Annotated in this window: 14 protein-coding genes; 6 read left to right on the top strand and 8 right to left on the bottom strand. The window is 71.6% G+C overall.

Annotated elements, in window-relative coordinates:
* Nucleotides 1–52 precede the first annotated feature (52 nt).
* Both ACIREI_RS12655 and ACIREI_RS12650 read right to left on the bottom strand, forming a co-directional pair.
* Nucleotides 53–973 (bottom strand): TIGR03619 family F420-dependent LLM class oxidoreductase, encoded by a 921-nt coding sequence (locus ACIREI_RS12655; RefSeq protein ID WP_403331158.1) that lies wholly within the window; start codon nucleotides 971–973, stop codon nucleotides 53–55.
* Nucleotides 970–2211 carry an amidohydrolase family protein gene (locus ACIREI_RS12650; RefSeq protein ID WP_403331155.1) on the bottom strand — a complete coding sequence of 414 codons (1242 nt, stop codon included), beginning with the start codon at nucleotides 2209–2211 and terminating at the stop codon, nucleotides 970–972. The genes ACIREI_RS12655 and ACIREI_RS12650 overlap by 4 nt, the downstream gene beginning before the upstream one ends.
* Before the next feature lie 187 nt (nucleotides 2212–2398).
* On the opposite strand from ACIREI_RS12650, the gene ACIREI_RS12645 reads away from it, so the two are divergent.
* The 3 genes from ACIREI_RS12645 to ACIREI_RS12635 all read left to right on the top strand — a co-directional run bounded on the left by ACIREI_RS12645 (nucleotide 2399) and on the right by ACIREI_RS12635 (nucleotide 6943).
* Nucleotides 2399–5365 (top strand): AfsR/SARP family transcriptional regulator, encoded by a 2967-nt coding sequence (locus tag ACIREI_RS12645; protein WP_403331152.1) that lies wholly within the window; start codon nucleotides 2399–2401, stop codon nucleotides 5363–5365.
* A gap of 225 nt (nucleotides 5366–5590) precedes the next feature.
* Nucleotides 5591–5791, top strand: coding sequence for a hypothetical protein (locus tag ACIREI_RS12640; protein WP_403331149.1), 201 nt, complete (start codon nucleotides 5591–5593; stop codon nucleotides 5789–5791).
* A 438-nt stretch (nucleotides 5792–6229) separates the two neighbouring features.
* Nucleotides 6230–6943, top strand: coding sequence for an endonuclease domain-containing protein (locus ACIREI_RS12635; RefSeq protein ID WP_403331146.1), 714 nt, complete (start codon nucleotides 6230–6232; stop codon nucleotides 6941–6943).
* An 80-nt stretch (nucleotides 6944–7023) separates the two neighbouring features.
* Here ACIREI_RS12635 and ACIREI_RS12630 read toward each other — a convergent pair whose 3' ends face one another.
* The 5 genes from ACIREI_RS12630 to ACIREI_RS12610 form a co-directional block, all read right to left on the bottom strand.
* A complete protein-coding gene (locus ACIREI_RS12630; RefSeq protein WP_403331143.1) occupies nucleotides 7024–7404 on the bottom strand; it encodes a hypothetical protein in 381 nt (126 codons plus the stop codon).
* Nucleotides 7401–7868: a Rho termination factor N-terminal domain-containing protein gene (locus tag ACIREI_RS12625; protein ID WP_403331140.1), complete on the bottom strand. Its 468-nt coding sequence runs from the start codon at nucleotides 7866–7868 to the stop codon at nucleotides 7401–7403. Before ACIREI_RS12625 ends, ACIREI_RS12630 begins: the two co-directional genes overlap by 4 nt.
* Nucleotides 7865–8074: a Rho termination factor N-terminal domain-containing protein gene (locus tag ACIREI_RS12620; RefSeq protein ID WP_403331138.1), complete on the bottom strand. Its 210-nt coding sequence runs from the start codon at nucleotides 8072–8074 to the stop codon at nucleotides 7865–7867. The genes ACIREI_RS12625 and ACIREI_RS12620 overlap by 4 nt, the downstream gene beginning before the upstream one ends.
* A gap of 114 nt (nucleotides 8075–8188) precedes the next feature.
* A complete protein-coding gene (locus tag ACIREI_RS12615; protein WP_403331135.1) occupies nucleotides 8189–8533 on the bottom strand; it encodes a PadR family transcriptional regulator in 345 nt (114 codons plus the stop codon).
* 164 nt (nucleotides 8534–8697) lie between these two features.
* Nucleotides 8698–10251: a FadD3 family acyl-CoA ligase gene (locus ACIREI_RS12610; protein WP_403331132.1), complete on the bottom strand. Its 1554-nt coding sequence runs from the start codon at nucleotides 10249–10251 to the stop codon at nucleotides 8698–8700.
* A gap of 109 nt (nucleotides 10252–10360) precedes the next feature.
* On the opposite strand from ACIREI_RS12610, the gene ACIREI_RS12605 reads away from it, so the two are divergent.
* The 3 genes from ACIREI_RS12605 to ACIREI_RS12595 are packed head-to-tail and all read left to right on the top strand — an operon-like array spanning nucleotide 10361 to nucleotide 12708.
* Entirely contained in the window at nucleotides 10361–11509 is a 1149-nt protein-coding gene (locus ACIREI_RS12605) for a lipid-transfer protein (RefSeq protein WP_403331129.1), read from the top strand.
* Between the two features lie 15 nt (nucleotides 11510–11524).
* Nucleotides 11525–11941, top strand: coding sequence for a Zn-ribbon domain-containing OB-fold protein (locus ACIREI_RS12600; RefSeq protein WP_403331126.1), 417 nt, complete (start codon nucleotides 11525–11527; stop codon nucleotides 11939–11941).
* Nucleotides 11938–12708 carry an enoyl-CoA hydratase/isomerase family protein gene (locus ACIREI_RS12595; protein WP_403331124.1) on the top strand — a complete coding sequence of 257 codons (771 nt, stop codon included), beginning with the start codon at nucleotides 11938–11940 and terminating at the stop codon, nucleotides 12706–12708. Before ACIREI_RS12600 ends, ACIREI_RS12595 begins: the two co-directional genes overlap by 4 nt.
* A gap of 1 nt (nucleotide 12709) precedes the next feature.
* On the opposite strand, the gene ACIREI_RS12590 is transcribed toward ACIREI_RS12595, so the two are convergent.
* Nucleotides 12710–13216 carry a hypothetical protein gene (locus ACIREI_RS12590; protein ID WP_403331122.1) on the bottom strand — a complete coding sequence of 169 codons (507 nt, stop codon included), beginning with the start codon at nucleotides 13214–13216 and terminating at the stop codon, nucleotides 12710–12712.
* Nucleotides 13217–13219 lie beyond the last annotated feature (3 nt).

Below are 13219 nucleotides of genomic sequence, written 5' to 3'. Positions count from 1 at the left end.
CGGTCGGCGTGAACATGTTCAAGCTTTCAAGAAGCGCACCGTATCGACCCGGCTACAGCAGCGGCGCCACCTCCGCCCCGAACGCCTCGATCTGGTCGGTGAGTTCGGATCGGCTCCGGCACCGGAACCGCACCTGGATCTGGTGCACACCCATGGCCCGGTAGGCGCGCAGCGACTCGGCCAGCTCCTCGGCGGCCCCGGCGACGGTCCGGCGTCCGACGTCCCAGCCGGGCTTTCCGACGTACAGGGGCTCGGTGATGGCCCCGACGACGAACGGCCCCTCGATGGCCGCCTCTTCCCGCAGCCGCCGTATCCGGGCGATCTGTGCGGGCAGCCGGTCCCGGGGGTCCCCCTGCGGCAGCCACCCGTCCCCCTTGAGGGCGGCCCGGCGTACGGCGGCCGGGGACGACCCGCCGACCCACACCGGGACGCGCTCCTGGGCGGGGCGCGGCCGTTGCCCGAGCCCCTCGAAGTCGTAGAGCTTGCCGTGGTGTTCGGGGAACTCGTCCGGTCCGAGAGCGGCTCGCAGCGCGTCGATCGACTCGTCCAGCACGGACCCGCGCCGCTCGAAGTCGACGCCCAGCGCCTCGAACTCCTCCCGCACATGCCCGGCGCCCACCCCGAGGATCAGGCGCCCCCCGCTGAGGTGATCGAGGGTCGCGAACTGCTTGGCGGTCAGGAGGGGATGCCGCAGGCCCACGACCGCGACATGGCTGAGCAGCCGTATGCGCTCGGTGGCCGCCGCGAGGAAGGCGAGGGTGGCGACGGGGTCGTACCAGACGGTGCTCATCGCGGAGGCGAGGCGGCGCGGGATGCCGACGTGGTCGCAGCTCGCGAGGTAGGCGAAGCCGGCGCGGTCGGCGGTGCGGGCGACGGCGAGCAGGTCCTCGGGCCCGGCGTCGGCCTCCCACGACTCGGCGTAGATCGCGCTCTGCGACTGGACGGGGAGCTGGATGCCGTACGGGAGACTCACCGGGCACCGCCGCCGCCCGGCCACAGCCCGTCGTCCGTCAGTCCCAGCAGCTCGATGGCGTTGCGCCGCACGATCCGCTCGACTACGTCCGCGTCCAGGTGCCCCATCTGCGCCTCGCCGACCTCGCGGGACTTGGGCCAGGTGGAGTCGGAGTGCGGGTAGTCGGTCTCGTACAGGACGTTGCCGACGCCGATCGCCTCCAGGTTCCTGAGTCCGAAGGCGTCGTCGAAGAAGCAGCCGTAGACGTGGTCGGCGAACAGCTCCGACGGCGGCCGGTGCACCTTGTCGGCGACGCCGCCCCAGCCCCGGTTCTCCTCCCACACCACGTCCGCGCGCTCCAGGATGTACGGGATCCAGCCGATCTGGCCCTCCGCGTACATGACCTTGAGGTTGGGGAAGCGCTCGAACTTGCCGCTCATCAGCCAGTCGACCATCGAGAAGCAGCAGTTGGCGAAGGTGATGGTGGAGCCGACGGCGGGCGGCGCGTCGGCGGAGGTGGAGGGCATACGGCTGGAGGAGCCGATGTGCATGGCGACCACGGTGCCGGTCTCGTCGCAGGCGGCGAGGAAGGGGTCCCAGGCGTCGGTGTGCACGGAGGGGAGCCCGAGGTGCGGGGGTATCTCGGAGAAGGCGACGGCGCGCACGCCCCGCGCCGCGTTGCGGCGGACCTCGGCGGCGGCCAGCTCGGCGTCCCAGAGCGGGATGAGGGTGAGAGGTATGAGCCGCCCCCGCGCGTCCGGCCCGCACCACTCCTCCACCATCCAGTCGTTGTAGGCCTGGACGCACAGCAGGCCCAGCTCGTGGTCGGACGCCTCGGTGAAGGTCTGGCCGCAGAAGCGGGGGAAGGTCGGGAAGCAGAGGGCGGACTGGACGTGGTTGACGTCCATGTCGGCGAGGCGGGCGGGGACGTCGTACGACCCCGCCCGCATCTGCTCGTAGGTGATGACCTCCAGCTTGATCTCGTCCCTGCTGTAGCCGACGGCGGTGTCGAGGCGGGTGATCGGCCGGTGCAGGTCCTCGTACACCCACCAGTCGCCGATGGGCCCGTCGTCGCCCGGCCGGCCCATGACGGGCTTGAACCGGCCGCCGAGGAACGTCATTTCCTTCAGTGGCGCGCGGACGATGCGCGGCCCGGTGTCGAGGTACTTCTTCGGAAGCCGGTCCTGCCAGACGGTGGGCGGCTCGACCGTGTGGTCGTCGACGGAGATGATCAGCGGAAACGCGGTCTCGGTGTCCATGTCCGCCACGGTAGCGCCGATCTGACGGTCCGTCAGCTACGTGGGAGCGGCCACCGTCGTGCGAAGACCACGTGAGGGCCTTGTGATATCCCGCGCGCCTGCCTGTGATCACCCTCCCCACAGCTGACGCATCTGCCATGAACAAGGCAAACTGGCGGGGATGTAAACGGGTCCTAGGGGGACTGCGATGGACGGGGTACCGCGAGTGCCGGAGCAGAGGCGTCCCGGCTCCTCGACAGATGCGGCGGAGCCTGCGCCGGCGCTGCGCTTCAGCGTGCTCGGCCCCGTACGCGCCTGGCACGGCGAGGAGCAGCTCCCCACCGGTTCCCCCCAGCAACGGGCCCTGCTCGCGGCCCTGCTGCTGCGCGAGGGCCGTACGGCGACCGCGGCGGAGCTGATCGACGCCCTGTGGGGCGAGGAGCCGCCCTCGCAGGCGCTGGCGGCGCTGCGGACGTACGCCTCCCGGCTGCGCAAGGTGCTGGATCCCGGGGTCCTGGTGAGCGAGTCGGGTGGCTACGCGGTGCGGGGCCTGGCCGAGGGCGCGCTGGACCTGGCGGCGGCGCAGGACCTGGCCACCGAAGGGGAGAAGGCCAGGAACGCCGGGGATCTGTGTCAGGCGCGCAAGATGCTCGGGCGGGCGCTGGCCCTGTGGGACGGGGAGGTGCTCGCGGGCGTCCCCGGGCCCTACGCGGAGGCCCAGCGGGTCCGCCTGGAGGAGTGGCGCCTCCAGCTCCTCGAATCCCGCCTGGACATGGACCTGGAGCAGGGCTGCCACGCGGAGGCGGTGTCGGAGCTGACGGCGCTGACCGCGGCGCACCCCCTGCGGGAGCGCCTGCGGGAGCTGCTGATGCTCGCGCTGTACCGCAGCGGCCGCCAGGCGGAGGCGCTGGCGGTGTACGCGGACACGCGGCGCCTGCTGGCGGACGAACTGGGCGTCGACCCGCGCCCCGGCCTGAAGGAGCTCCAGCAGCGCATCCTCCGGGCCGACCCCGGCCTCGCGGAGCCCTCGGCACCGGTCACCGAGCCGCCGACGGCCCCGGTGCGCCCCGCCCAGCTCCCGGCCACCGTGCCCGACTTCACGGGCCGGGCCGCCTTCGTCTCGGAGCTGAGCGACGTCCTCGCCTCGGCCGAGGGCCGGGTGATGGCGGTGTCGGCGGTCGCGGGCATCGGCGGTGTCGGCAAGACGACGCTGGCGGTCCACGTGGCCCACCAGGCGCGCGGCGCCTTTCCCGACGGGCAGCTGTACGTCGACCTCCAGGGCGCGGGGGCGCGGGCGGCCGAGCCGGAGACGGTACTCGGCTCCTTCCTGCGCGCCCTGGGCACGCCCGACTCGGCGATACCGGACTCGCTGGAGGAGCGGGCGGCGCTGTACCGGTCCGTGCTGGACGGCCGCCGGGTCCTGGTCCTGCTGGACAACGCGCGGGACGCCGCCCAGGTCCGGCCGCTGCTGCCGGGCATGGAGGGCTGCGCGGCGCTGGTGACGTCCCGGGTCCGCATGGTCGACCTGGCGGGGGCCCACCTGGTCGACCTGGACGTGATGTCCCCGGACGAGGCGTTGCAGCTGTTCACGAAGATCGTGGGCGAGGAACGGGTGGCGTCCGAGCGCGAGGCCGCCCTCGACGTGGTCGCGGCCTGCGGCTTCCTGCCGCTGGCGATCCGCATCGCGGCGTCCCGCCTGGCCGCCCGCCGCACCTGGACGGTCTCGGTCCTGGCGGCCAAGCTCGCCGACGAACGGCGCCGCCTGGACGAACTCCAGGCCGGCGACCTGGCCGTGAAGGCCACCTTCGAACTGGGCTACGGCGCCCTGGACGCGGCCCAGGCCCGCGCGTTCCGCCTCCTCGGCCTGGCCGACGGCCCGGACATCTCCCTGGCGGCGGCCGCGGCCGTACTGGATCTGCCGCCGGAGGACACGGAGGACCTGCTGGAGTCCCTCGTCGACACGTCCCTGCTGGAGTCGGCGGCGCCCGGCCGCTACCGGTACCACGACCTGGTACGGCTCTACGCGCGTGCGTGCGCCGAGCGGGACGAGTGGCCGCCCAGCGAGCGGGACGCGGCGCTGTCGCGGTTGCTGGACTTCTATCTGGCCACGGCAGCGGGCGTGTACGCGATCGAGCGGCCGGGAGACCGGCTGGTGGACCATCTGGAGCCGACCGGTGCCGTCGGTCTGACGTTCACGAACCGTCAGGCCGCATGGGACTGGCTCTACTCCGAGGCCGCACCGCTCCTCGCCTGCGTACGGCAGTCGGCCGCCGGCGAAAGGACGCTCCGGCGCGCCATCGACCTCCTGTGGGCCTCGGTCGACCTGGCCGAGTCCGGCGCCAACTCGAGGGAGTACGAGGCGGCGGCCACGGTGCTGCGCGAGGCCGCTCACGCCGTCGGCGACGTACGCGCCGAAGGCCGGTCCTCGGTCGTGCTGAGCAACGCGCGGCTGTTCTCCGGGGTGTTCGACCGGGCCTACCGCGAGGCGCGGGAGGCCTTCCAGCTCGCCGAGGCCGCCGACGATCCGCTGCCCTCCTGCTGGGCCGCGAACATCCTCGGGAGCATCGCGTTCTACCAGAACCGGCACGCGGACGCCGAGGACTACTTCAGCCAGGCCATCGAGAAGTTCCGTAGCTGCGGCGACCTCGCCGGATCCGCGAGCCCGCTGTGCAACCTGTCGCGTCTCCATCTGGCGACCGGACGCGCGGACACCGCCGTGGCGCTCGCCCGTCAGGGCACCGACATCTACCAGACGTTGGGCCACACGCTCCGCGGAGCGAACGGGCGCTACGCCCTCGGCATGGCGCTGGCCAAGACCGGGCAGCACGCGGACGCCACCCAGCAGCTGGAAGAGGCACTGCGCGTCTTCCGTGACAGTCGCCAGCGCCTGTGGGAAGGGATGACGCTCTTCCGCCTCGCGGAGGTCGACCTGGACGCCCGTAAGCCGGGGCGAGCCGCCGGCAACGCCGAGATGGCGCTCACGGTGCTGCGGGGCATCGGAGGCGAGTGGCGCCGCGGCCACGTCCTCACCGTGCTCGGCAAGGCGTTGAACGGCATCGGGCACTCCGGAAGGGCCCAGGTGTGCTGGCGCGAGGCTCTCGAGATCTACGAGAAGTTGGACTCCCCCGAGGCCACGGAGGTGCAGTCGCTCCTCGCGCCGGTGGCCGCTGCGTAGGGCCCACCGGTGACCGCGCCGGGCAGCGAAGGGCGTTCATCGTTCGTTTATCGCCGCCCGGCACTCTCTTCGTTGTCGATCCGTCGCGTCGGGGGGCAGACGGACCGCAGGTCAGGCCGCCGCGCCCACGTTCTAGGGTGGGCGTCCTGAGCGTCCGCCCGGTCGCCCTCGGGGGAGTGACCGGGCGGACCCGTAATGACTTGCTCCAACCAGGGGAGGCAGCACATGAGCGACACCGAGAAGACCACGGTCGCCACGCCGGACAACACGCACGTCACCGACGAGCCCACCGGCGAAGAGATCAAGCCGCTCAACACGCACGTCACCAGCAGCCCGATCAAGCCGCTGAACACCCACGTCACCACCACCGAGGCCGGCACCGACCTCACCACGGACAACACACACGTAACGTCCGACCCCAGCTAGCCCTCCTTCCCACACGGGGATAGGCCGCGGCGGCGCGGAGGGGAGCCGCCGCGGCCGCCGCATGCCCCCGGCGGGAGGATGGATTGGCAGATCCAGGCCACTCACCCACCGCAAAACCCCAGCTCACGCGCGCCTCCTCCGGCCCGGACCTGCCAATCCCCAGCCGACCACGGCGAGTTATCCACAGGCCGCCCGTTGGGGGGTGGGGGGTGGGATCTTGGGGGTGTGGAGAGAAGAGAGTTGAGGGAGTTGGCTTCGGGGGGTGTCCTTCTCACCTCCCGTGCGCTCCGGGGCGGGTGGCCCGGGCGGAGTCTTACGCGGGCTCTGCGGGGTGAAGGGTGGACGCGGGTCAGGGCGGGGGCCTGGGCCGAGCCTGGGTTGGGGGCCGATCTCGCGGTGCGGGTTCGGGCCGTTCAGCTCCTCAAACCGCGGCTCGTTGTGAGCCACCGTTCGGCGGCCGGCCTCTGGCGGATCGAAACGCTCACCCCTGCCGCCAAGGAGCCCCTCGAGTTCATCGACCCCCACCTCACCCTCCGCCACGAGAGCAAGGACCTACGCGTCCACCGCATGCCCCTCGCCCAAGGGGACGCCGTGGTGTGGCAGGGGCTCCGGGTCACGGGCGTGCGCCGCACCCTCGCCGATCTGCTCCGTGCCGGGCCGAGAGACGAGGCGCTCGTCGCGGTGGACTCGGCCCTCACCTACCGCAGGGTCATGGGCAACCGCCGCCCTCCGCTCACCGACACCAGGTCACTCGCCGCCGCTCTGAAGACCAACGCACAGGGCACGGCCAGGGCCCGCACCTGGCTGCGACTGTCCGACCCGCAGTCCGGTTCGCCGGCTGAGACCATCGCCCGCCTGCGCATGTACGACGCCGGCCTCAGGCCCGAGAGCCAGGTCGAACTGCACACGCCGTACGGTCGCCGGTTCGTCCTCGACTTCCTCTTCCGGAAGGAAGGGCTCGCGGTCGAGATCGAGGGCTACGCCTATCACGGCAGCCGCGATGCCCACCGACGCGATGTCACCCGCTTCAACCAGATCCTCCAGTGCCCCGAGGTCCGAACCCTCCTGCGCTACAGCGCCGAGGACGTCTTCCACCGGCCGGACCGGATGATCACGGAGATCCGCACGACCCTGGCAGCCACAGCGACCTAGGGAACGCGGGGGACCACGAGGGACCACGAGGGACCACGGGTCTGGCACGCGAGCGTGCCAGACCCGTGGTCCCCGTTCGCTCAGGTGGGCCTGCGCCCGGCGTTCCGGCTCGCCATGACGATCGCGTCGCAGAGCATGGCGGTGGCGCCCAGCAAGGCGAGGGGCCATGTGCCGTCCTGCGGGACGTAATCCCATGTGATGCCCGCGGTGATGGCGGTGGCGAGGGCGAAACCGGTTCCTGGGATATAGCGCAGGGGGATGGTCAGGGACCGGCCCGGCGACGGCGGCGACGACAACGCCGGTGGTACGGGGTCCGGTTGCGGGGCTGGCGTGGGATCCTGGAACGACATCAGATGATCTCCGATCTGGTGGCGCCCGCCGCTTCCACGGTTCCTAGGCCGGGATGGAGGCGGCGGGTACTGGATCCGCCGCTGTGCGGCGGCGGCTTCGAGCGTGCTCATGCGATCTCCCGCTGAGCACGGCGCAGACTCCACGCGAGCCGGGGAGCGGCGTGCAGGGTGAGGCGGAGGAGATACAGCAGGCGTTTACGGCGCGACAGCTCCGTGAGGTCGGTCCACTCCGCCCTCCACTCCTCCTGCCATCGCTCACGGGCGCCGGCGGGCAGCAGCTGCGTTCCGAAGGCGATCGCCTGAACGCCGAAGGAGTTCAGGCGAACACGCCTGGCAAAGCGCGGTTTGGTTCGTCCCTCGGCCACGGCCGGCGCCGCTGGTTCCTCGTCCGGTGCCCCGGCGGCGACGCTGCCCGCCCCAGCCTGGGCCTCTCGGATGACCTCGATCAACTGGCCCTTGGGCATGCGTGCGGCGCCCTTGATCCCGAGATCCGAGGCGAGCTTTTGGAGCTCGGCCAGCGTCATGCTGCCGAGCGGCTTGACCCACCGGGTCGACGGATCCTCCGCCATCTTCATGATCTCTTGGCGCCAGGCAGGAGTGCCAGGAGCGGGGGACGTGGGGACGGTGGGTGAAGCGGGGGAAGTGGGGAGCCCGCGTGGCCTGGGGGCGGCGCGCCGTCCTGGGCGTCGCGAATCAGCTCGATCAACTGCGCTTTACGCATGCGTGCAGCGCCCTTGATTCCGAGGGCGGCAGCGATCTGCTGGAGCTCGGCCACGACCATGCCCTCAAGCCCAGTTCCTCGGCGCCGCCGAGCACGACGGGGAGAGGGAGCGGGAGAGGGCGAGGGAGTGTCGCCGCCTGGACAGCCGTATTCGGTCTCGTGCATCTCGCGGCTTCAGCTCCCCAACCCGTCCGCGACAGGGCCGAGTAGCGCGGACGTGGCGCCTCCCCTGTAGGCGGCCGCGAGTGCCAGGCGGGCGGATTCGGCGCCGCTGGTGGTGAAGCGGTAGTAGCGCCGCCGTGGCCGCGGCGGGTCGGTCTTCTCGATCTGGCTCTGGTCCTCCCAGAACGACTCGAGCCACCCGGCGGCTTCGAGCCGGGCCAGGATGGGGTGGATGGTCCCCGTGGGCAACCCCGCGGCATGGGAGAGTTCGAGGCCGTAACGGGCCTTGGCCGGAGTTTCCAGAAGCGTACGTAGGACTAATTGGGTCTGCAGCGTCATGCGAGGCGACTTAGCCATACAAGAACTCTAGTATGGCCCCGACCAGCAACCCACCCCAAACCACGGCGACTTGGCGGCGCAGGGGAAGGTGAGTGGCAGGTTCGGGCACGGCGCGGCAACCGTGACCTGGGCATTTGAGTGCCGCCCATGACCCAGACCTGCCAGCCCTTTCCTCCGCTACGTCAACCCCTGGCCCGGAGCTCGCCCTTGAGGATCTTGCCGCTCGCGTTTCGCGGGAGGTCCCCCACGAACTCCACCCACCGCGGCACCTTGTAGTTCGCCATCTCCCGCCGTGCCCATGCGATCAGGTCGTCGCCGGTGAGTACCGAGGCCGGTCGGCGCACCACGTACGCCTTGCCGACCTCCCCCAGCCGGGCGTCCGGTACGCCGATCACCGCGACGTCCGCGACCTCGGGGTGGAGGCCCAGCAGCTGCTCGATCTCCGCGGGGTAGGCGTTGAAGCCGCCGACGATGAACATGTCCTTGAGCCGGTCGGTGATGCGCAGGTTGCCCGCTTCGTCCAGGACGCCCAGGTCGCCCGTCCGCAGCCAGCCGTCCGGCGTCAGTACCTCCGCCGTGGCCGCCTCGTCGTCGTAGTAGCCCCGCATGACGTTGAAGCCCCGCACCAGGACCTCGCCGGGCTCGCCGGGCGGGGCCTCGACGCGGAGCTCCGTGCCCGGTATCGCCCGTCCGGACGTCGACGCGATGACCGTCGGGTCGTCGCCGCGCCGGCACATCGTCACGATGCCGCTGGCCTCCGAGAGGCCGTACGCCGTCAGGACCGTCTCCACGCCCAGTTCCCCGCGCAGGCGTTCCACCAGGCGCAACGGCACCACCGCCGCGCCGGTCACCACCAGCCGGAGCGCGGAGAGGTCGTGCGCGTCCCTCGCCGGGTGGTCCAGCAACGACTGGTGGAGGGTGGGTGGGCCCGGGAGGACCGAGACCCGTTCCGCCGCGATGTTCGCCAGGGCCGTACCGACGTTGAAGACGGGCTGGGGGATCATCGTCGCGCCGCGCATCAGGCAGGCGATCACGCCGGCCTTGTAGCCGAAGGTGTGGAAGAAGGGGTTCACGATCAGGTAGCGGTCGCCCTGCCGGAGGCCGGCCAAGTCGCTCCACACCTCATACGCCCGCAGCGTCTGGGCGTGGGTGATCACCGCGCCCTTCGGGCGGCCCGTCGTGCCGGACGTGTAGACGATGTCCGACGGCCAGGAGCCGTCCACGGCCGCCGCGCGTGCCCGTACCCGCGCCTCGTCCACCCCGTCGCCGCTCGCCAGGAAGTCCTTCCAGGTGCGGTAGTCCGCCGGGGCGTCGTCCGACAGCACGACCACCTGCTCCAGCTCCGGCAGCCCCGGCCCCTGCGCGACCGCCCGGCGCAGCGACGCCACGTACGAGGTGCCCAGGAAGGTGCCGGTCACGAAGAGCAGCCGGGCTCCGCTGCGGCGCAGTACGTCCGCGGCCTCCGTGCCCTTGAAGCGGGTGTTCACCGGCACCAGCACCGCCCCGGCCGACACCGCGCCCAGCGCCGCCACGATCCAGTCCAGGGTGTTCGGGGCCCAGATGGCGACGCGGTCGCCCGGCGTGATGCCGTTCGCGATGCAGGCCGCGGTCGACCGTTCGACGCGGGCGCCGAGTTCGCCGTACGAGATCCGGGTGCGGCCCTCGACCACCGCCTCGACGTCCGCGTACCGCTCGGCCGCTCGGCGGACCAGCTCCGGGATGCTCTGCCACTCCACGATGGGCCTCCCCGAACTCCGAACCGCGGATCCAGTAGCTGACTGCCCGTCAGATTAGCTGTAACCTGACGCCCTGTCAGCAGCCCGTCCGTAGCGCGGAGGTGTGCACATGGCCGGACTCAAGGACGCGACCGCCGTCGTCGGCATCGGGCAGACGCCCTTCGCCAAACACCTCCCGGAGGACGAGAGAACCCTCGCCTGCCGGGCCGTCCTCGCCGCCCTCGACGACGCCGGCATCGCCCCGGGCGAGGTCGACGCGCTCGCCAGTTACACCATGGAGGAGACGGACGAGGTCGAGCTGGCGAAGGCCGTCGGGTTCGGTGACCTCACCTTCTTCAGCAAGGTGGGGTACGGGGGCGGCGGTTCGTGTGCCACCGTCGCGCATCTCGCCGGTGCCATCGCCACCGGGCAGGCGACGGTCGGCGTCGCCTGGCGGTCCCGGAAGCGGGGCAGCGGGCCCCGGCCGTGGCGGAACACCGCCGCCCAACTGCCCACACCCGCCCAGTGGACCCGGCCGTACGGCCTTCTGCGGCCGGTCGATGAAATAGCCATGCTCGCCCGCCGCTACATGCACGAGTACGGCGCGACGCGGGATCATCTCTTCAATGTCGCCCTCGCCTGCCGGAACCGGGCCAATCAGAATCCGGCGGCCGTCATGTACGAACGACCTCTGACCCGCGAGATGTACATGACATCCCGGTGGATCAGCGAGCCCCTCTGCCTCTTCGACAACTGCCTGGAGACGGACGGGGCGTTGGCGTGCGTCGTCGTCAGCCGGGAGCGGGCCCGCGACTGCCGGCACACGCCCGTCTACGTCCACTCCGCCGCCCAGGGCCTGCCCGCCCAGCACCACGGCATGGTCAACTACTGGAACGACGACCCGCTCACCGGGCCCGCCTGGACCGCCGCCCGGCATCTGTGGAAGCACGCCGACTTCACTCCACAGGATGTGGACGTCGCCCAGATCTACGACGCGTTCACCGCCCTCATACCGCTGTCGCTGGAGGGGTACGGGTTCTGCGGGCGGGGTGAGGGAGGGGCGTTCACCGAGCAGGGGGCCCTGGAGATCGGCGGGCGGCTGCCCCTCAACACCGGTGGCGGGGGACTGAGTGAGGCGTACGTCCACGGGTTCAACCTCATCAACGAAGGCGTCAAACAGCTCCGCGGCACCAGCACCGCCCAAGTCCCGGGCGCCGCCACCTGTCTCGTCACCGCCGGCGAAGGCGTCCCCACCTCCGCGCTGCTCCTACGGAACTGAGGAGTTGATCCCAGGATGCTCTCCCCCGTCACCGACCCCGACGGCGCCCCCTTCTGGCGGTACGCCGCCCAGGGCGAGCTGCGCGTCCAGGCCTGCGCCGACTGCGGTGAGCCACGGTTCCCGCCCCGCCCGTGCTGCCCGCACTGCCAGTCCTTCGCGAGCGAGTGGCGGCAGGCCGGCGGACACGGCCGTATCTGGTCGTACGTCGTCCCGCACCCACCCCTCCTGCCCGACTACGCCGAGCAGGCGCCGTACAACGTGGTCGTCGTCGAACTCACCGACCTCCCCCGCATACGCCTCGTCGGCAACCTCGTCACCGGCCCCGACGCGCCCCTCGACTCCCTTGCCCCGGACCGGATCCGCATCGGCGCCAAGGTCCATGCCGTGTTCAGCGGCAGCGGTCTGCCCCAGTGGGTCCTGGAGCGACCGTGAGCCTCACCGTCACGACCGACAAGGACACCGGCGTCGCCGTCGTCACCCTCGACCGGCCCGAGCGCCTCAACGCCATCGACCTCGACCTGAGGGACCGACTGGTCGCCGCGTGGCGGGCGTTGCGGTTCGACGACACCGTACGGGCCGTCGTACTCGCCGGTGCCGGGGAGCGGGCGTTCTGCACGGGGCTGGACCGGGAGGTCGGGGTACCGCAGCCGGACTCGCCGTTCATGACGGACGATCCGCTGCTGCGGATCGGGCCGAAGTCCAACGATCTGTGGAAGCCGGTCGTCGCCGCCGTGCGGGGCATGGCCTGCGGGGGTGCCTTCTATCTCCTCGGCGAGGCGGACTTCGTCGTCGCCGACCCGACCGCCACCTTCTTCGACCCGCACACGACGTACGGCATGGTCAGCGCCTACGAGTCCGCCCTCATGGCGCTGCGGATGCCGTACGGCGAGGTCTCGCGGATGATGCTCATGGGAAGCGCGGAGAGGCTGTCGGCCCGGCGGGCCCATGAGATCGGGCTGGTCTCGGAACTCACCGAGCCCGGCGAGGCGTTGGCGGCCGCCGTCGACTGCGCCACCGTCATCGCCGGACATCCGGCGGAGGGTGTGCAGGGGACCGTGCGGGCGTTGTGGGCGGCCAGGGAGGCCGCGCTCGCCCACGCCTTCGCGCAGGCGCCGCACCTGATCGCGCTGGGGAACCTGCCGGGTGAGCGGCAGGAGGAGCTGTTCAGGGCGCGGCGCCGCGACCATCGGGTGCGGTGAGCTACTCCGCCGTACGGGTCACGTCGCCCAGCGCGCAGGTCACGCCGCTCGTGCTGTCACCGGCACCTGGCACGTACGTGGCGGTCACGTCCAGGGTCTCCGTGGAGTCGGGCGAGACGTACGGGATGGTGGACGCGCTGGTGCGTACGGGCGTGCCGCTCGGGTCCTTGAAGGTGACGCCGAACTCGTAGGTGTACGTCGTGATGCCGCTGGTGTTGGTGGCCTCGACCCGGGCGACGATGCCCCGGGTCGCGTCGTACACGCAGCTGCGGATCCGCACGTCCCGGGTGGCCTCGGCGGTGGCGGTCGCGCTGCTGCCGCCGGAGACGCCGCCCGAGGACGCGTAGTCGTCGTCATCGTCGTCGTAGTGCGTGCCGCCCGAACTGCTCGACGAACTGCTGGAGCTCGAGCTGTCGTCGCAGCCGCCGCCGCTGGAGCGCTTTGCGCCCGTCAGTGCGACCACCACGCCGACGGCGACGGCGACAGCGCGGACATGGCGAAGCTTCATGTG

It is taken from the genome of Streptomyces sp. NPDC093591, assembly GCF_044764885.1.
Classification (GTDB): domain Bacteria; phylum Actinomycetota; class Actinomycetes; order Streptomycetales; family Streptomycetaceae; genus Streptomyces.
Note: the sequence above shows the minus strand (reverse complement) of the source record. Positions and strands in the feature narration are given on the sequence as shown.

Coding starts and splice junctions, on each gene's coding strand:
- ACIREI_RS12605 (WP_403331129.1), top strand. CDS start 10,361: ATGGCCGGACTCAAGGACGCGACCGCCGTCGTCGGCATCGGGCAGACG.
- ACIREI_RS12630 (WP_403331143.1), bottom strand. CDS start 7,404: ATGAGCACGCTCGAAGCCGCCGCCGCACAGCGGCGGATCCAGTACCCG.
- ACIREI_RS12645 (WP_403331152.1), top strand. CDS start 2,399: ATGGACGGGGTACCGCGAGTGCCGGAGCAGAGGCGTCCCGGCTCCTCG.
- ACIREI_RS12600 (WP_403331126.1), top strand. CDS start 11,525: ATGCTCTCCCCCGTCACCGACCCCGACGGCGCCCCCTTCTGGCGGTAC.
- ACIREI_RS12615 (WP_403331135.1), bottom strand. CDS start 8,533: ATGGCTAAGTCGCCTCGCATGACGCTGCAGACCCAATTAGTCCTACGT.
- ACIREI_RS12590 (WP_403331122.1), bottom strand. CDS start 13,216: ATGAAGCTTCGCCATGTCCGCGCTGTCGCCGTCGCCGTCGGCGTGGTG.
- ACIREI_RS12650 (WP_403331155.1), bottom strand. CDS start 2,211: ATGGACACCGAGACCGCGTTTCCGCTGATCATCTCCGTCGACGACCAC.
- ACIREI_RS12640 (WP_403331149.1), top strand. CDS start 5,591: ATGAGCGACACCGAGAAGACCACGGTCGCCACGCCGGACAACACGCAC.
- ACIREI_RS12625 (WP_403331140.1), bottom strand. CDS start 7,868: ATGAAGATGGCGGAGGATCCGTCGACCCGGTGGGTCAAGCCGCTCGGC.
- ACIREI_RS12620 (WP_403331138.1), bottom strand. CDS start 8,074: ATGGTCGTGGCCGAGCTCCAGCAGATCGCTGCCGCCCTCGGAATCAAG.